At 65.8% G+C, this 17,365-nt stretch carries 11 protein-coding genes; 5 read left to right on the forward strand and 6 right to left on the reverse strand.

Annotation, left to right across the window (positions count from 1 at the left end; genetic code table 11):
* Positions 1–57: 57 nt before the first annotated feature.
* Both EJE94_RS00790 and EJE94_RS00795 read left to right on the forward strand, forming a co-directional pair.
* A complete protein-coding gene (locus EJE94_RS00790) occupies positions 58–1,737 on the forward strand; it encodes a type I secretion system permease/ATPase (protein WP_121239598.1) in 1,680 nt (559 codons plus the stop codon).
* 26 nt (positions 1,738–1,763) lie between these two features.
* Positions 1,764–3,089: an HlyD family type I secretion periplasmic adaptor subunit gene (locus EJE94_RS00795; protein ID WP_165904721.1), complete on the forward strand. Its 1,326-nt coding sequence runs from the start codon at positions 1,764–1,766 to the stop codon at positions 3,087–3,089.
* Between the two features lie 95 nt (positions 3,090–3,184).
* Here EJE94_RS00795 and EJE94_RS00800 read toward each other — a convergent pair whose 3' ends face one another.
* Both EJE94_RS00800 and EJE94_RS14530 read right to left on the reverse strand, forming a co-directional pair.
* Positions 3,185–9,937 (reverse strand): beta strand repeat-containing protein, encoded by a 6,753-nt coding sequence (locus EJE94_RS00800; RefSeq protein ID WP_124962375.1) that lies wholly within the window; start codon positions 9,935–9,937, stop codon positions 3,185–3,187.
* 225 nt (positions 9,938–10,162) lie between these two features.
* Positions 10,163–10,327, reverse strand: coding sequence for a hypothetical protein (locus EJE94_RS14530; RefSeq protein WP_165904722.1), 165 nt, complete (start codon positions 10,325–10,327; stop codon positions 10,163–10,165).
* Here EJE94_RS14530 and EJE94_RS00805 point away from each other — a divergent pair.
* Positions 10,307–11,476 (forward strand): glycosyltransferase, encoded by a 1,170-nt coding sequence (locus EJE94_RS00805; RefSeq protein ID WP_147435828.1) that lies wholly within the window; start codon positions 10,307–10,309, stop codon positions 11,474–11,476. The two genes, EJE94_RS14530 and EJE94_RS00805, sit on opposite strands and share 21 nt — an antisense overlap.
* Before the next feature lie 23 nt (positions 11,477–11,499).
* Positions 11,500–12,261 (forward strand): sulfotransferase family protein, encoded by a 762-nt coding sequence (locus EJE94_RS00810; protein WP_121239601.1) that lies wholly within the window; start codon positions 11,500–11,502, stop codon positions 12,259–12,261.
* A 31-nt stretch (positions 12,262–12,292) separates the two neighbouring features.
* Here the strand turns inward: EJE94_RS00810 and EJE94_RS00815 are convergent, their stop codons facing one another.
* A complete protein-coding gene (locus tag EJE94_RS00815) occupies positions 12,293–13,105 on the reverse strand; it encodes a PP2C family protein-serine/threonine phosphatase (protein ID WP_121239602.1) in 813 nt (270 codons plus the stop codon).
* Positions 13,106–13,154: 49 nt separating this feature from the next.
* Between EJE94_RS00815 and EJE94_RS00820 the strand changes: the two genes are divergently transcribed.
* Positions 13,155–13,592, forward strand: a complete 438-nt coding sequence (locus tag EJE94_RS00820) for a MaoC family dehydratase (protein WP_121239603.1) — start codon at positions 13,155–13,157, stop codon at positions 13,590–13,592.
* A 9-nt stretch (positions 13,593–13,601) separates the two neighbouring features.
* Here EJE94_RS00820 and glcF read toward each other — a convergent pair whose 3' ends face one another.
* From glcF to EJE94_RS00835, 3 genes are read right to left on the reverse strand one after another with little or no spacing between them, the layout of a single operon-like run.
* Entirely contained in the window at positions 13,602–14,846 is a 1,245-nt protein-coding gene (gene glcF, locus EJE94_RS00825; RefSeq protein ID WP_121239604.1) for a glycolate oxidase subunit GlcF, read from the reverse strand.
* The gene (gene glcE, locus EJE94_RS00830; protein WP_121239605.1) at positions 14,846–15,886 is read right to left on the reverse strand and encodes a glycolate oxidase subunit GlcE; all 1,041 of its coding nucleotides are present in this window, start codon (positions 15,884–15,886) and stop codon (positions 14,846–14,848) included. Before glcE ends, glcF begins: the two co-directional genes overlap by 1 nt.
* Positions 15,886–17,337: an FAD-linked oxidase C-terminal domain-containing protein gene (locus EJE94_RS00835; RefSeq protein WP_207855688.1), complete on the reverse strand. Its 1,452-nt coding sequence runs from the start codon at positions 17,335–17,337 to the stop codon at positions 15,886–15,888. Before EJE94_RS00835 ends, glcE begins: the two co-directional genes overlap by 1 nt.
* Positions 17,338–17,365 lie beyond the last annotated feature (28 nt).

The raw sequence follows: 17,365 nt of genomic DNA on the forward strand, positions 1-17,365 counted from the left end.
AATGCCACCTCCCACAGCAACGCGAATAGAAATCGCCGGAAGCTTCTGACGCCGCCCATGTTCGAGTTTTTCCTACGCTTCCGTCCGTTCTTCGCCTATGCGGCACTGTTCAGCCTGTTCATCAACCTGCTGCTGCTGGTGCCCACCATATACATGCTGCAGGTGTTCGACCGGGTGATCACCAGCCGCAGTGTCGAGACGCTCGCTCTCCTGACACTGGCGTCGGTGCTCGGCCTGGCGACGATGACCTTGCTCGAGGGGATCAGGGCGCGCCTGCTCACTTCGGCCGGCATCGCTCTCGATAGTGTCCTTGGGCCCAAAGTGCTCGAACGCATTCTGGCCGCTACGCCCGACAGTTCGCGGGGCGAGGCTGGCTACGGCCTGCGGGATGCTGGATTGCTTAGGAGTTTCCTCACCGGTCCGGGGATACTTTCTCTGTTCGACGCGCCGTGGATGCCGCTCTACGTACTGCTGATCTTTCTTTTCCATCCGCTGCTCGGCCTCATCGCCGCCCTGGGCGCGGCCGCGCTCGTAACGATCGCCGTCGTCAACGAGCGAATGACCCGCAAGTCACTCCAGGCGCTGCAGACCGCTTCGCGGCGCGCCGGGCGCTACATCGACGCCAGCCTGCGCAACTCCGAGGTGATACGCGCGCTGGGGATGGCTCAGGGAATCACGGCTCACTGGCAACGCCTGAATGGCGAAGTGCAACGCCAGCAAGTCGAGAACAACCGTACCGGCGGCTCGCTGCGCGAATTGACTAAGTTCGGACGCCAGTTCCTGCAGACCGCCATGATGGCAGCCGGCGCGTACCTGGTGATCCACCAGGACAGTACGGCCGGCGTGATGATCGCGACGACGCTGATCTTCGGAAGGGCGATGGCCCCGGTCGAGGCGATCGTGGTGGGCTGGAAAGGCCTCGTCGATGCGCACGGGGCCTATCGACGCCTGGACACGCAGCTCAAGAACCAACAGGGTTCGCTCGTTCCGACCGAGCTGCCGGAGCCTCTGGGCCAGCTTGCGCTGGAGCGCGTCGCATTCGGCCTTGGCGAGCCGCCACGCGCCATCATCAAGGGTGTCAGCCTCTCACTGGCGGCCGGGGAGGCTCTCGGCATCATCGGCCCCAGCGCTTCGGGCAAGTCGACTCTGGCGCGATTGATCATCGGTTTGATGAAGCCCCAGTCGGGTGCGGTGAGGCTCGACGGCGCCGACATTTCGGCATGGCCGCGGGAACGCGTCGGGCCTTTCATCGGCTACCTGCCGCAGGATGTCGAACTCTTCGCCGGCACCGTGGCCGCAAACATCGCGCGGCTGGGCGACATCGACGACGATGCCGTCGTCGCGGCGGCGCAGCGCGCCGGGGCGCACGAAATGATCTTGCGGCTTCCCCAGGGGTATGACACGCAGATCGGCGACGATGGCGCAGCCATTTCCGGGGGCCAGCGGCAGCGCATCGCCCTGGCGCGGGCACTGTATGGCTCGCCGCGACTGGTAGTTCTCGACGAGCCCAACGCCAACCTGGATTCAGAGGGCGAACTCGCCTTGATCCAGGCCCTCGCCCGACTCAAGGGCGACGGCGTCACCGTGGTCGTGATCTCCCACCGTCCCCTGATCCTGGGCAGCGTCGACAAGATTCTGGTTCTCCGGGACGGCGTGGCCGAGGCGCTCGGGCCGAGGCAGGAGATCGTCGCGAAGCTGGCGCGTTCGCTCCCCGGCCCGGCGGGAGCCGCCGCGTGAGCCGGCTGCGAGGATTTCTGGAAAAGGTGCTGCCGGCGGTCAAGGTCGAGACCGCCGACGATCCGCGCCGGCTGATCATCGCGGGACTGATCGTGCTGGGATTGACCTTCGGCATCGGCGGCATCTGGATGGTCTTCGCTCCCATATCCGGGGCCGTGGTCGCGAACGGGCTGATCAAGATCGACATGAACCGGCGGTCGGTTCAGCACCAGGAGGGCGGCATCGTCAAGCAGGTGCTCGTGCGGGACGGCGAGCGGGTGCGCCAGGGGCAGACGCTGATCGTCGTCGAGGATGTCCGCGTCGACGCCAGCTTCGATTTGATGCGCAGCCAGCATGCTGCCGAAAGGGCGCGCCAGGCGCGCCTGCTGGCGGAACGGGCCCTGGCACGGAAAGTCGATTTTCCGCCGGACCTGGTCGCGCGCGTTTCCGACGCGCGCATCAAGGAGATCCTGGCGCGCGAAGCGGGCTTGTTCGAGGCGCGCCTCGAGAATCTCGAAGGGCAAATCCGGCTCCTCGGCGCGCAGGTGCGGCAGGCGCGGGACGAGGCGCAGGGCTTCGCCGAGCAACTGCGGGCCGAGCGCGAGGCGCTCGCGTTCCAGAAGGACGAGTTGGCGGCCAACGAGGATCTGCTGGCCAAGGGATACGTACAGAAGACTCGCGTCACCACCCTGCAGCGCGCCGTCTCCGCCTATGAGGCCCAGATCGGCGAGCACGCCGCCAAGCTCGCGGAAGCCCGGCAGAAGGGCACCGAATACGAACTTCGCATCATCCAGGCGAAGCACCAGTTCTCCCAAAACGCGGCCGACGAACTCAAGGACAACACCTCGCGACTGGCGGAACTCGAAGAGAGGCTGCGGCCCGCCGAAGACGCCATGAAGCGACAGAATGTGGTGGCACCGGTCGACGGCGAGGTGGTCGATCTGCGAGTGACGTCGGCGGGGACCGTGCTGGCGCCCCGGGACCTTGTCCTCGACATCGTGCCGAAGGAATCGAAGCTCATCGTCGAGGCAAGAATCCGTCCCGAGGACATCAACAGCGTTCGTATCGGCAGCGACGCCGACGTCCGGCTCACGTCCTTCAAGGCGCGCCTGACGCCCGTCGTCCAGGGCAAGGTGACCTACGTTTCGGCGGATCGCCTGACGGAAAAGGGCGGCATCGCCGGGCCCGCCGGCGCACCATACTACGCCGTTTATCTGGACGTCACCGGGGAATCGCTGCGGGCGGCGGGTAATCTCAGCTTGCAGGCGGGCATGCCGGCCGAAGTCTTCATCCGGACGGTCGAACGCACGCCGCTGCAATACCTGCTCGAGCCGATCACGGCCTACGTCAGCCGCGCATTCCGCGAGCCGTGAGACGCGGCCGCGAGCAGTCGGGCTAAGGCGTCCTCCCATGAAAAAAGCCTCCGTGGCGAACCACGGAGGCCTGTCAGTCGCTGACCCGCTGCTGCTTAGAACGTCGTGGCGGTGATCTCGATGTCCGCCGCGGTCAGCGTCGGCGCACCCGTCAGGGTCGCGATCAGCTGCGCCCCGCCGGCGCCACCACCATCGGCGTCGTAGTAAAGACCGCCGGTGCCGGTATCGTAGAGCACATGCTCGCCGCCCGAGACAGGCGCAACGCCTGCCAGGAAGTCGGTCGGAGCGAGCGGCCCGACGCCTCCCAGTGCGGTGAAGACGCCGTTGAACAGCGTGATGTAGTCGGACGCCCCGTCGAAACCCACGATCGTATCCGCATTGGCAGCACCGGCCACCTGGTCGAACACGAAGTAGTCGACACCGGTGCTACCGGTCAAGGTATCCGTCCCCGCACCGCCATTGAGGAAGACGCGGCCGGAGTTCGAAGCGCCACTGGCATCCAGGGTGTCCGCGCCGGCCGTGCCCTTGAGCTGCGCCCAAGCGCCGGCATCCACGTTGAGCAGATCCCCTTCGGCTGCGTTGAAGTCGGTGATGGTGTCGGTGCCGGCATCGACGTTGAACAAATCCTTGCCGGCGCCCCCGGTCATTGTGTCGTTGCCGGCGCCGCCGGTCAGGACATCCATGACATGGGCGGGATTCAGCGCGTCAACATCGTTGCCGCCGACCAGGACGTCATCTCCGGCACCGCCATCGATCAGGATTTGTCCGGCGTTGGAGGAGCCGCTGGCATCGATGACGTCGGCCCCGGTCGTGCCGTCGAGCAGCGCCGTGGCACCAGCATCGACGCTCAACTGATCGAACTGCGCGGCATTGAAGTCCGTAATGGTGTCGGTGCCGGACTCGACCAGGAAGATATCCATGCCGGCGCCGCCCGTCAGGATGTCGTTCCCCGCACCGCCATAAAAGATGTCCGTACCAGCACTGCCGACCAGGGTATCGTTGCCGGATCCGCCGTCGAGCTCGATCGAGCCATTGTTGGTGGCCGCGCCGACGTCGAGCGTGTCGTTGCCGGTCGTGCCTTCGACGGTAGCCATCGCCGACGCTGCGACGGTCAGGGTATCGGTGCCGCCGACATAATCGGTGATCGTGTCGAGGCCAGCATCGACATTAAAGATGTCGGCCCCGGCGCCGCCCGTCATGATGTCGTTCCCGCCGCCACCCGTCAGCGTATCGTTGTTGGCGCCGCCGTTCAGGGTGTCGCCGCTTGTGCTGCCCACCAGAGTGTCGTTCCCGTCGCCACCGTCAAGCAGGATCAGGCCGCTGTTCGTTGCACTGCTGACGTCGAGCGTGTCGTTGCCCGCCGTGCCGACGACGTTTGCGGTCGCGCCGGCATCCACGTCCAGCAGATCACCTAGGGCGGCGTTGAAGTCGGTGACGGTGTCGGTGCCTGAATCCACCATGAAAATGTCGGCCCCGAGGCCGCCGGTCATGGTATCGGAGCCGGCACCACCCGTCAGGACGTCCGCCCCGGCACTGCCGACCAGGACATCGTTCCCCGCATAGCCGTCGATAAGTATCCTGCCTGCGTTAGTGGCGAGGCTGGCGTCCAGGGTATCGCCAGCAGCCGTGCCATCGAGTTGCGCATTGGCGCCGCCGGCGACGCTCAACGTATCCACCGCTCCGACATAATCGGTGATGGTATCCGTGCCAGACTCGACCTCGAAGGTATCCGCTCCGGTGCCGCCCGTCAGCAGGTCGTTACCCAGCCCGCCGACAAGGCGGTCATCGCCGCCACCGCCGACAAGCACATCGGCGAAGCCGGAACCGATGAGGATGTTGGCCCCGTCGTTGCCGGTGATCATCATGCTCTGGGCGGCCGACGAGGCGACGACATTGAGTGCCGTCGTACCCGTGGTCACGCCACTTGCGTCGGAGAGGACGACGTGTTGGATATCGAAAATGCTCGAGCCGATGTTCAGGCCGTCGCCCGCGGTCGTGCTGGTGAAGCGGATGGTGTTGGTGCCGGCGCCGCCGAAGACGAAGTCGCCGGCGAGTTCCTCGTTGCTGGCGACAATGAAGACATCATCACCCGTGCCGCCGTCCAGGAAATCGACGCCCGCGCCGCCATTGATCATGTCGTTGCCCGCGCCGGCCATGACCGTGTCGTTGCCGGCCCCGGCGACGATCGTGTCGTCCCAGCCCGTGCCGACGATGGAGTTGACACCGCTGTTGCCCGTGATGGCCAGGCCCGAAGCCACCATCGACGCATCGACACCCAACTCGGTGGTTCCCGTCGTCACACCTGCGGAAGTGCCGATAACCACGGCCTCGACGCCGGACACGCTGCCGAGCATCAGGACCTGCTTGGCGACGGTGCTGGTAAAGAGGATCCTGTCGGTTCCGGTCGCACCCGTATCCGCAATGATTTCGCCGGCCGCGTAATCCGCGGTGCTGGCGATTATGTAGGTGTCGCTACCGCCCGCTCCGTCGAGCGTATCGGCCCCCGCGCCGCCGGTCAGCACGTTGTCGCCGGCGTTGCCCGTGATGACGTTGGCCACGGTGTTACCGGTGCCGTTGATGTTGGCCACGCCCGTCAGCGTCAGGTTTTCGAAGTTGTTGGCCAGCGTCCAGGTGACGCTGGACTGGACCGTATCGACCTCGGTACCCACCGGAGTCGTCGAGGTCGTCGCGATCGTCTCGGTCACGACGTCCTTCGCGCTGTCGACAACGTAGGTATCGTTGCCGGCGCCGCCGGTCATCTTGTCGTCGCCGGTACCGCCGTCCAGCGAGTCGTTGCCGGCGCCGCCATCCAGCGTGTCGTTGCCGGCATCGCCCATGAGCACGTTGTTGCCTTCGTTGCCGGTAATGACGTTGGCCAGCGCGTTGCCGGTGCCATTGATGTTGCCGGCGCCCGCCATCAGCGTCAGGTTTTCGATGTTGGCGTTGGCGTTGAGGCCAGCTGCAGAGAGATCCCAGCTTGCGTTCGCCTTGACCAGATCGACGCCACCCGCAGTGCCGGCCGCCTCGGTGACGATCGTATCGCCAGCGCTCACCACGTAGGTGTCGTTGCCCGCACCACCGTCGAGGAAGTCGTTGCCAGTGCCCGTCAGTGTGTCGTTGCCGCCGCCGCCGGTCAGGGTGTTGATGCTGCCATCACCCGTGAAGACGTCGTTGCCGGCACCGCCGAGAAGATTCTCGACGTTGATCATGCGATCGACGGCGCCGCCGGACGAAATGGCCGAGCCACCCACCAGCTGCACGGTCACACCGCTGGCGATGTCGCTGTAGTCCACGGTATCCGTGCCAGCGCCGCCATCCATGATGTCGACACCAGCGCCACCCTTGAGGGTGTCGTTGCCGGCACCGCCGAGCAGGGTATCGTCACCGCCGCCGCCCGCCAGGAAGTTGTCGTTACCGTCACCGATGAAGTAATCGGCGCCGGAGCCGCCGATCAGGTTCTCGATGTTCGCCAACTTGTCGGTGGAACCACCCGAGGCCGTGACCTGGGTCGCGCCGTTCAGGGCGATCGTGATCCCCAGCGTATGGTCGCTGAAGTCGGCGGTATCCACACCGGCACCACCATCGAGCGTGTCGAACTGCGCAACACCACCGACTGCCGCGTCCACGCCGCCCTTGAGGACGTTGTTGCCGCCATTGCCCGTAATGACGTTGGCCAGGGTGTTGCCCGTGCCGTTGATGTTGCCCAGCCCCGTCAGCGTCAGGTTCTCGACGTTGGTCGCCAGGGCTCCCGTCAGCGTAATGCTCGTCTGGACGGTATCCGTGCCCTGGCCAGCCGATTCCGTGACCGTGTCCTTGGTGCTATCCACCACATAGATGTCGTCGCCAAGACCGCCGATCAGCTTGTCATCGCCCGCGCCGCCATCCAGCGTGTTGTTGCCCTCGTTGCCGGTGATGGTGTTTGCCAGGGCGTTGCCGGTGCCGTCGATGTTGCCCGCACCCGCCACCAGCGTGAGGTTCTCGAGGTTGGCGCCCAGCGTCCAGGTCGCATTCGCCTTGACCAGATCGACACCGCCCGTCGCCACCTCGCCGATGATGGTGTCCCCGGCGCTCACCACATAAGTGTCATTGCCCGCGCCGCCGTCGAGCGTGTCATTGCCGCCGACGCCCGTCAGCGTGTCGTTGCCACCACCACCGGTCAGGGCGTTGACGTTGGCGTCGCCGGTGAAGACGTCGTTGCCGCTGCCGCCGAGCAGGTTCTCGATGCCGACCAGAGTATCCGTCGCACCGCCGGTGGCCGTCCCCGCGCCGCCGCTGAGCGTGACCGTGACCCCGACCATGTCGCTGAAGTCGGCCGTATCGATGCCCGAACCGCCGTTGATCGTGTCGGTGCCCGCACCGCCCTTGAGGGTGTCGTTGCCCGCGCCGCCGTCCAGGGTGTCATTGCCGCCGCCACCCTGCAGTATGTTGTCCTTGGCATCGCCCGTAAAGGTGTCGGCACCCGAACCGCCGGTCAGGTTCTCGATGTTCTTGAGTTTGTCCGCGGAGCCTCCCGACGCCGTGATGAAACCATTCACGTCGGCCACACCGGCAAGGTTGATGGTGACCCCAAGCGTATGGTCGCTGAAATCGGCCGTATCGATGCCGTTATCGAAGGGATCCGACGCACCGGCACCATCGAGGGTATCGAACTGGCCGGTCGCATCCACGCCGCCCTTGAGGACATTGTTGCCGCCATTGCCCGTGATGACGTTGGCCAGAGTGTTGCCCGTGCCGTTGATGTTGCCCGACCCCGTCAGGGTCAGATTCTCGACGTTGGCGCCCAGCGTCCAGGTGACGCCCGACTGGACAGTGTCGGTGCCGGCACTGGCCAGCTCGGTAACCGTGTCCTTCGCGCTGTCGACAATATAGGTGTCGTCGTTGGCGCCGCCGGTCATCTTGTCGTCGCCGGTACCGCCGTCCAGCGTGTCGTTGCCGGCGCCGCCATCCAGCGTGTCGTTGCCGGCATCGCCCATGAGCACGTTGTTGCCTTCGTTGCCAGTAATGACGTTGGCCAAGGTGTTGCCGGTGCCGTCGATATTGCCCGCACCAGCCACCAGCGTGAGGTTCTCGAGGTTGGCGCCCAGCGTCCAGGTCGCATTCGCCTTGACCAGATCGACACCACCCGTCGCCAACTCGGGGACGATCATATCGAGGCCGCTGACCACGTAGGTGTCGTTGCCCGCGCCGCCGTCCAGCGTGTCATTGCCGCCGACGCCCGTCAGGGTGTCGTTGCCGCCGCCGCCGGTCAGGACGTTGACGTTGGCGTCGCCGGTGAAGAAGTCGTTGCCGCTGCCGCCGAGCAGGTTCTCGATGCCGACCAGAGTATCCGTCGCACCGCCGGTGGCCGTCCCCGCGCCGCCGCTGAGCGTGACCGTGACCCCGACCATGTCGCTGAAGTCGGCCGTATCGATTCCCGAACCGCCGTTGATCGTGTCGGTGCCCGCACCGCCCTTGAGGGTGTCGTTACCGTTACCGCCGGTCAGGACATCGTTGCCGCCGCCGCCCTGCAGGACGTTGTCGTTGCCGTCACCCGTGAAATTGTCTACACCGGCGCCGCCGATCAGGTTCTCGATGTTCACCAGCTTGTCGATGGAACCACCCGAGGCCGTGACCTGGTTCGTGCCGTTCAGGGCGATCGTCACCCCGAGGGTATGGTCACCGAAGTCGGCGGTATCAAGGCCGGCACCACCATCGAGTTGGTCGAACAAGCCCGTGGCTTCCACGCCCCCCTTAAGGACGTTGTTACCGCCATTGCCCGTAATGACGTTGGCCAGGGTGTTGCCCGTGCCGTTGATGTTGCCCAGCCCCGTCAGCGTCAGGTTCTCGACGTTGGCCGCCAAGGCACCCGTCAGCGTCACGCTCGTCCGAATTTCGTCCGTGCCGCCACCGGTCAGCTCGATGACGGTGTCCTTCGCGCTATCGACAAAGAAGATGTCGTTGCCGGCGCCGCCGGTCATCTTGTCGTCGCCCGTGCCGCCGTCCAGCGTGTCGTTGCCCGCGCCGCCGTCCAGCGTGTCATTGCCGGCATCGCCGTAGAGCACGTCGTTGCCGACGACCCCCGGCGACGCGAGGTCGCCGGTCAGGGTATCGTTGCCCGCCCCGCCGTACAGGGTATCGGTGCCGTCGCCACCCTGCAGGGTGTCGTTGCCATCGCCACCGTTCAGGGTATCGTCATCAGCTTCGCCATTCAGTTTGTCGTCGCCGCCGCCGCCGATCAGGTTGTCGTTGCCGGCGCCACCATTGATGGTGTCGTTGCCGATGTCGCCGTCGATGGTGTTGGCAGATGCATTGCCGGTGATGGTGTTGTCGTGCAGGTTGCCGTTTCCGGTGAGCACGCCGGCTCCAAGCACCAGGTTCTCGACGTTGAAGGCAAGGGTATACCCGCCGAATTTGGCCTCAACGGTATCCGTGCCGCCACCGCCGCTCTCGATGACGATGTCACCCACGTTGTCGACGATGTAGTAATCGTTGCCGGAGCCGCCCGCCAGGAGGTCCGCGCCCAGCCCGCCATCGATAGTGTCGGCAAAGGCGGTACCGATCAAGGTGTTTGCGCCACCATTGCCAACGAGCGTAAGTGCGCTCGTCACTGCCGCGGCGTTGATGTTGTGGTCGGCCGAAGGATCCGAGATCGTGATCTTTTCGACGTTCTTGAGAAGAGCGCCGACCGTCAGCGTCTGCGCTGGCCCGGCTGCGGCAAAGCGCAACTCATCGCTGCCGGCAAGGCCGTCGATCGCACCGACAAGGACATCGCCCGGAGCATTTACGGTGATGATGTCGTCCGAGGTGGTGGTAGCGGGCGAAGTCGTGCCGTTCAGGGCTTGCCCAGGCACTTTGGTGACGTTGGCCATAATGGAGTCCTCTCAGAAATACAAAGCGGGGAACCGACGGGAAACTGCCACCCGAGACGATTCGGCATTCTTTTTTCAGATGCAGCTTGTCGCTTCGAAAAGCCGCGTCCCAATCAACACGCCTCACTCCTCCGCACGTCGCGCCGTGTGCAAAGTACTCGGCCACGGAAAGAGATGCGGCATACAATCCGACGCTGAGCGATGATACATCATGCACGACGACTTTCAAGTGCCTGACACATCATCCCGTGACGCATTCCCGCGGGGCACGACTTCTGCTGTCCAAACGTAATCGCGTATCAAATCAATCCATTGCGCCTTCTCGTCATTCACCGCCACTTTCCGGGCCAGTTCCGCCATCTCCTGCCATTGCTGGCCGAACTGGGTCATGAAGTCGTCGGCATCGGCGAGCGCGAGAGCCTGGAGAAATTCATCCTCCCATCGAAGGTCCGGCTGCACGCCTATCGGGCAACGAGCCTGCCGGAGAGCAGGCCCTTCGCACTAACGGCACGCTTCGATGAAGCGGTGCGACGCGGACTGGTCGTCGCGCGGACGGCCAACCGGATAAAGGTGGCAGGCTTCACGCCCGACGTCGTGCTCGCACATACCGGGTGGGGCGAGGCGATGTTCATCAAGGAGGTCTTCCCGGATGCCCACCTCGTCGGGTATTTCGAGTACTACTTCCAGCCCAGGGCGACGGACATCGGCTTCGATCCCGAAACGCCCTCGCGCCTGGTCGACAACTTTCTGGTGCGCACCGCAAATGCCATCAATCTGACCAGCCTGACCGCCTGCGATGCCGGCATCGCCCCGACGCAATGGCAGAAGTCGCATTACCCCGCCGAGTTCCACGCGAAATTACAGGTTATCCATGAGGGCATCGATACCGAGACCGTCCGGCCCGATCCGGCGGCGAGATTTCGCCTGCCCGGGGGCCGTATCCTGACACGCGCTGACCGCGTAGTCACTTACGTATCACGGTGCCTCGAGCCTTACCGCGGCTTCCATGTCTTCATGCGGTCCCTGCCCCGCTTGCTCGAATTGCAGCCGGACGCCCAGGTTCTGATCGCCGGCGCGGAATGCAACCGCTACAGCCCGCCGCCGTCGCAATTCGCCTCCTACAAGGACGCCCTGCTGGCCGAACTTGGCGATAAAATCGATCCGACGCGGGTACACTTTCTCGGCAAGTTGGCTTACCCGGACTACCTGAAGCTATTGCAGGTATCGCCTGCCCACGTTTACTTGACGTATCCCTTCGTCTTGTCGTGGTCGATGCTGGAAGCCATGGCAGCAGGTTGCGTGGTCGTGGGGTCGGCCACGGGCCCGGTCACGGAGTTCATCGAGGACGGGCGGAACGGCTTCCTCGTCGACTTCTTCGACACCGAAGCCATCGCGAACCGGATCGCCTCGGTACTCGATGCCGAGAGCGGACTCGACTCCCTGCGTGATGCCGCACGCGCCACCGTGGTCGAGCAACTGGATACCCGGAGCCGGGCCTTGCCCGAACTACTGAACCTCTTGGGTCGGCTTACAACCTAAAACATCGCGAAGACATCGCTGCAATGACAAACAGCCCGCCGTTTTTCATCGTCGGATGCCCACGTTCCGGAACGACGATGCTGCGCAACCTCCTGCGACTCCACCCGAATCTGGCGTGCCCGGAGGAGACCCACTTCTACCGACATCCCTGGCCTTTCGGCAGCGACGAGTATGGGCAGTTCGTCAAGAAAAACGCGACCCTGGTTCACCATCGAGAGATTGACGGCATAGGGGAGGACGAGTTCGTGAAACTTTACGGACAATGCAGTTCGCGCGCGGAACTCCTGGCCGGGTACATGCGACTCTACTTGTCGCGGCGTGAACCCGGCGCGACGCGGTGGTTCGACAAGACGCCGCAGAACGTTTACGGAATGGCCCTGCTTGCCGCGAACTTTCCTCGCGCCAGGTTCCTGCACATGGTTCGCGACCCGGTCGACGTCGTCTCGAGCCTGAAGGCCGGCAAGGTGATGAAGGCCATGTCCATCGTCGCCGGATGCGGCTACTGGAACGAAGCGACAAGTATCGTTGCGGCCATGAAGCCCGCGTTGAAAGGCCGCTTGCTCGAAATTCGCTACGAGGACTTCTGCGCCGCGCCGCAGGAAGAGATCGCGCGCATTCTCGCTTTTCTGGGGGAAGCCGCCGTCGTAGTCGACACTTCGAAGGTCAAGGCAAAACGCTACGGCGAAGAGGGAATCCTCACCGAGCAGCAACGGCAACGCATCGGCCAACTATGCCGGAATGGCATGTCCCGATATGCCTATTCAACCCCGCTAGCACAGCCGTGATAGCGGCGGCAAGGGTTGGGGGGGCTGAGAATCAGCCTCCCGCCGCCGCCTTGCGCGCGGCGATGGCCTGCTTCCAGGCCGGCTCTTCCTTGGGTTGTTCGACTTCCCTGATGCGGATGATGGCCAGCGAACAGTTGTCGCCGCGGCCGTTGGCGCGGCTCCGCGCGGTGTTGATCAGGACTTCGGCGGCCTGGCGCACGGGGAACTCGTTGAGCACCTTGCCCAGCACGTCGTCGGCGAAGTAGGCCCAGAGTCCGTCCGAACAGAGCAGGAAGCAGTCGCCGTCCACCAGCGGTGCGGCCTCGCCGTAGTCGATGCGCGGCGCCGGATCGTCGCCGAGGCAGGAAAGCAGGATGTTCTTGTTCGGATGCTTCTCGGCATCGTCCTCGCTGATGAGGCCCTGGCGTACCAGGTCCATCACGTAGGAGTGATCGAAGGTGCGCGAACGCTTTTCGCCCTTGCGGAAATGGTAGATGCGCGAATCGCCGCAGTACGCCCAGTCGACACGGCCCGGCTGCAGGATCAGCACGCAGGCGGTGCTGTGCGGGTCCTGCTCGCTGGTCATGGCGGCGAGCTTGATGCCGTCGTGGGCGTCGTTGATGCCGGCGGCCAGCGTGGCGCGCACGTTCTCGGCGTTCGGCGGCGAGGCCTCGAAGGCGTGCTTGGCCTTGAACAGCACCTGCTCGGCAGCGAGCGAGCCGCCCGAGTGGCCGCCCATGCCGTCGGCGAGCACGGCCAGCAGCGCTCCCTTGTGCGTCGGATGCGGGAAGATCGCGACGCGATCCTGCTGCTCGCTGCGGTCGCCGATGTGCTGGGCCGCGACGGTTTCGATGGTCAATGGCATCGCTTGATTATACTGATCGCCCCACTTCGTGGAACACGCTGGAGGCCTTATGCACCCCGGACGCGGCTACAACGAACTCAAGGTCGGCGACGTCTTCGAATCGACCATGACGCTGACCGAAACCCATATCGTGCTCGGTGCCGGCCTCTTCGGCGACTTCAACCCGCTGCACGTCAACGAAGCCTACGGCAAGGAGACCCGCTTCGGCGGCCGCATCGCCCACGGCTACCTGACCAGCAACGTCATGGCTGCGCCGATGGGCATGATCCTCCACGGCACCGCGATCGCCTACGTCGAGCACAACGTCACCTTCACGGCGCCAGTGCGCGCCGGCGACACCCTGACCGTGACCTGGACCGTCAGCGCGAAGGAAGACAAACCCAGGCTCGACGGCGGCCTCGTCAGCTTCACGGGCGCCTGCAAGAACCAGGAAGGCACGACGGTTGCCGAGGCCACCGCCAAGCTGCTGGTCGAGAACAACAAGTAGCCGGCGCGTTCAGGCGCCCATACGCTCGTCGAGCAGCTCGATCCAGTGCCGCACCGGCAGCCTGGTGCCACTCTGCAGGTGGGTAATGCAGCCGATGTTGGCGCTGGCGATGACCTCGGGTGGCTGCGCGCCACCGACGCCGAGCCCGCCGAGCTTGTTGTCGCGCAGTTGCGTCGAGATCTGCGGCTGCAGCACCGAGTAGGTGCCGGCCGATCCGCAGCAGAGGTGGGCGTCGCTCACCGGCGTCAAGGCGTAGCCCGCTGCGGCCAGCAGCTCCTCGGCCACGCCGCGGATCTTCTGGCCATGCTGCAAGCTGCAGGAGGCGTGGAAGGCCACGCGTCGCCGTGGAGCCGGCGCCGACTTTTCCAGCAAATCGACCAGCGCCGCCTTCTCGGCGATCACCACCTCGCTGATGTCGCGCGTCGCCAGCGCGATGCGCGCGGCCTTGGCGGCGTAGCGCGTATCGTCCTGCAGCAGGTGGGCATACTCGCGCACCTGCACGCCGCAGCCGGACGCCGTCATGACGATGGCCTCATGGCCGGCGTCGAGCAGCGGCAGCCAGGCGTCGATGTTGCGCCGCGCATCGTCGCGCGCTCCCTCGGCGTCGTCGAGATGCAGGCGCAGCGCGCCGCAGCAGCCGGCGCGCCCGGCTTCGACCAGGGAGATACCCAACCTGTCGAGTACGCGCATCGCCGCGGCGTTGATCCCCGGCTCCATCGCCGGTTGCACGCAGCCGGCCAGCACGATCATCTTGCGCTGCCGCCGCGGCGCCGGCACGGCGCCCGGATCGCGCCGCTCGGGCACTTTGGCCTTGAGGGCGGCGGGCAGCAAGGGGCGCATCATCTGGCCCAGGCGCATCGCCGGGTTGAACAGCGCCGGGCGCGGCAGGAAATGCTTGAGCACCGAGCGCGTCAGGCCGTCGACGCCGGAACGCGGCACGCGGCTGGCCACCACCTCGCGGCCGATGTCGAGCAGGCGCGAGTAATGCACGCCCGACGGGCAGGTCGATTCGCAGGAACGGCAGGTGAGGCAGCGGTCGAGGTGCAGCCGCGTCTTCTCGCTCGCCTCACCGGTCTCGAGCATCTGCTTGATCAGGTAGATGCGGCCGCGCGGCCCATCGAGCTCGTCGCCGAACAGCTGGTAGGTCGGGCAGGTCGCGGTGCAGAAGCCGCAGTGCACGCAGGTGCGCAGGATCGCCTCGGCCTCGCGGCCGACGCTGGTATCGCGGATGAATTCGGCGAGATGGGTTTCCATCAGACGTCGGGGTAAAGCCGGCCGGGATTGAACACGCCGTGCGGATCGAAGGCGCGCTTGAGGTCGCGATGGATGCGGCCGAGCACCGGGTCGAGCGGCTGGAAAATGCCGACGGATCGGTCGCCGCCGCGGAACTGCGTGGCGTGGCCGCCGGCGCTCGCCGCCGCCGCGCGTGCATCGCAACTCCCCTCGACGCAGCGCACCCAGCGCTGGGCGCCGCCCCACTCGATCAGCGTGGCGCCGGGCAGGTCGAGCGCCGGCGCGACCGAGGGTACGGATAGGCGCCACAACGCCGCGTCGCCGGAGAAGAAGGCGTGCCGCTGCTCGCGCAGATCGTCCCAGAAACTCGCCGCCTCGGCCGCGCCGACTTTCTCGCCGCCGAGGTTCGAGGCGGCTGCATCGACCGCCGCCCGCGCGCCCGACAGGCGCACAGTCAGCGCGTCGTCGTGCCAGCAGGTCGCCGACACCGGCAGCGGCTTGCCGGCCCAGCCGTTCATCAGTTCCAGCGCCCGACCTTGCGGACAATCGAAGCGCAGCGTTGCCTCCGCCACCGGCAGCGGCAGCACCTTGAGCGAAACCTCCGTGATCAGGCCGAGCGTACCGAGGCTGCCGCACATCAGCCGCGAGACGTCGTAGCCGGCGACGTTCTTCATCACCTGTCCGCCGAAGGTGAGCAGCCGGCCCTCGCCGTCGAGAATCTTCACACCGAGGACGAAGTCGCGCACGGCGCCGACGGCAGCGCGGCGCGGACCCGAGAGGCCCGCCGCAACGACACCGCCGATGGTGGCATCGCCGAAGGCGGGCGGCTCGAAGGCCAGCATCTGCCGCCGTTCCGCCAGCGCCGACTTTATTTCGGCGAGCGGCGTGCCGCACTTCGCGGTGATCACGAGCTCGGTCGGCTCGTAGTCGAGGATGCCCGCATGGCCGCGGGTGTCGAGGATGTCGCCGCGCCGTTCCTGCCCGTAGAAATCCTTGCTGCCGCCGCCGCGCAGGCGCAGCGGCTTCTTGTCGAGGATGCGCTCGCGGAACTGTTCGATCATCAGAATCTTTCGAGTTCCGGAAACTTGAGTTCGCCGCCATGGACATGCATGCGGCCGAACTCGGCGCAGCGGTGCAGCGTCGGCACCGCCTTGCCCGGGTTCAGCAGGCCCATGGGATCGAAGGCGACCTTGACGCGGTGGAAGGCCTTGAGCTCCTCGGGCTGGAACTGCACGCACATGGCGTTGATCTTCTCGTAGCCGACGCCGTGCTCGCCGGTGATGGTGCCGCCGAGGGCAACCGAGAGTTCGAGGATCTCGGCGCCGAAGGCCTCGGTGCGCTCGAGCTCGCCCGGCACATTGGAGTCGTACATGATCAGCGGATGCAGGTTGCCGTCGCCGGCGTGGAAGACGTTGGCGCAGCGCAGGCCGTATTTCTTCTCCATGCCGGCGATCGCCTTGAGCATCTCGGCCAGGCGCTTCCTCGGGATGGTGCCGTCCATGCAGTAATAGTCGGGCGAGACGCGGCCGACCGCGGGGAACGCGGCCTTGCGCCCGGCCCAGAAGCGCAGGCGCTCGGCCTCGGATGTCGACACGCGCAGATCCGTGGCGCCGCTGCCCTCGAGTACCGCGCGCATGGCGGCGACCTCCTCCGCCACCTCGTCGACGGTACCGTCGGACTCGCAGAGCAGGATGGCCTCCGCATTCAGGTCGTAGCCGGCCTTGACGAAGGGCTCGACCGCCGCCGTGGCGGGCTTGTCCATCATCTCGAGGCCGGCGGGGATGATGCCGGCGGCGATGATGGCCGCCACGGCGTTGCCGGCCTTCTCGACGTCGTCGAAGCTGGCCATGATCACCTGCGCCACCTCGGGTTTGGGCGTGAGCTTGACGGTCACCTCGGTGACGACGGCGAGCAGGCCCTCGGAGCCGATCATCAGCGCGAGCAGGTCGTAGCCGGGGGCATCCAGCGCATGGTTGCCGAACTCGACGACCTCGCCGTCCATGGTGACGCCGCGCACGCGCAGCACATTGTGCACCGTCAGGCCATACTTGAGGCAATGCACGCCGCCCGAGTTCTCGGCGACGTTGCCGCCGATGGTGCAGGCGATCTGCGAGCTGGGATCGGGCGCGTAGTAGAGACCGTGGGGCGCGGCCGCCTCGGAGATGGCCAGGTTGCGCACGCCCGGCTGGACCACGGCGAGGCGCGCGACCGGATCGAGGTGCAGGATCTGCTTCATCTTGGCGAGGCTCAGCACCACGCCGTTCTCGTGCGGCAAAGCGCCGCCGGAGAGGCCGGTGCCGGCGCCGCGCGCCACGACCGGAATGCCAAGCTCGTGGCAGGTCTTCAGCACCGCCACCACCTGCGTCTCGCTTGCGGCCAGCACCACGGCCAGCGGCAGGCGACGATAGGCGGAAAGGCCATCGCATTCGTAGGGCTTCAGATCCTCGGCCGTGGACAGCAGCGCCGACGCCGGCACGATGTTCGCCAGTTCGGCCAGCAGGCGCTGGCGCATCGCGGCGTCGATGTCGGAGAAATCCTGG

It is taken from the genome of Sulfurisoma sediminicola (assembly GCF_003865015.1).
Lineage (GTDB): Bacteria > Pseudomonadota > Gammaproteobacteria > Burkholderiales > Rhodocyclaceae > Sulfurisoma > Sulfurisoma sediminicola.

Excerpts from the sequence above, each read along its gene's own strand:
- EJE94_RS00790 (WP_121239598.1), top strand. The coding sequence starts at position 58 with ATGTTCGAGTTTTTCCTACGCTTCCGTCCGTTCTTCGCCTATGCGGCA.
- EJE94_RS00800 (WP_124962375.1), bottom strand. The coding sequence starts at position 9,937 with ATGGCCAACGTCACCAAAGTGCCTGGGCAAGCCCTGAACGGCACGACT.
- EJE94_RS14530 (WP_165904722.1), bottom strand. The coding sequence starts at position 10,327 with ATGACCCAGTTCGGCCAGCAATGGCAGGAGATGGCGGAACTGGCCCGG.
- EJE94_RS00810 (WP_121239601.1), top strand. The coding sequence starts at position 11,500 with ATGACAAACAGCCCGCCGTTTTTCATCGTCGGATGCCCACGTTCCGGA.
- EJE94_RS00815 (WP_121239602.1), bottom strand. The coding sequence starts at position 13,105 with ATGCCATTGACCATCGAAACCGTCGCGGCCCAGCACATCGGCGACCGC.
- EJE94_RS00820 (WP_121239603.1), top strand. The coding sequence starts at position 13,155 with ATGCACCCCGGACGCGGCTACAACGAACTCAAGGTCGGCGACGTCTTC.
- glcF (WP_121239604.1), bottom strand. The coding sequence starts at position 14,846 with ATGGAAACCCATCTCGCCGAATTCATCCGCGATACCAGCGTCGGCCGC.
- glcE (WP_121239605.1), bottom strand. The coding sequence starts at position 15,886 with ATGATCGAACAGTTCCGCGAGCGCATCCTCGACAAGAAGCCGCTGCGC.
- EJE94_RS00835 (WP_207855688.1), bottom strand. The coding sequence starts at position 17,337 with ATGCGCCAGCGCCTGCTGGCCGAACTGGCGAACATCGTGCCGGCGTCG.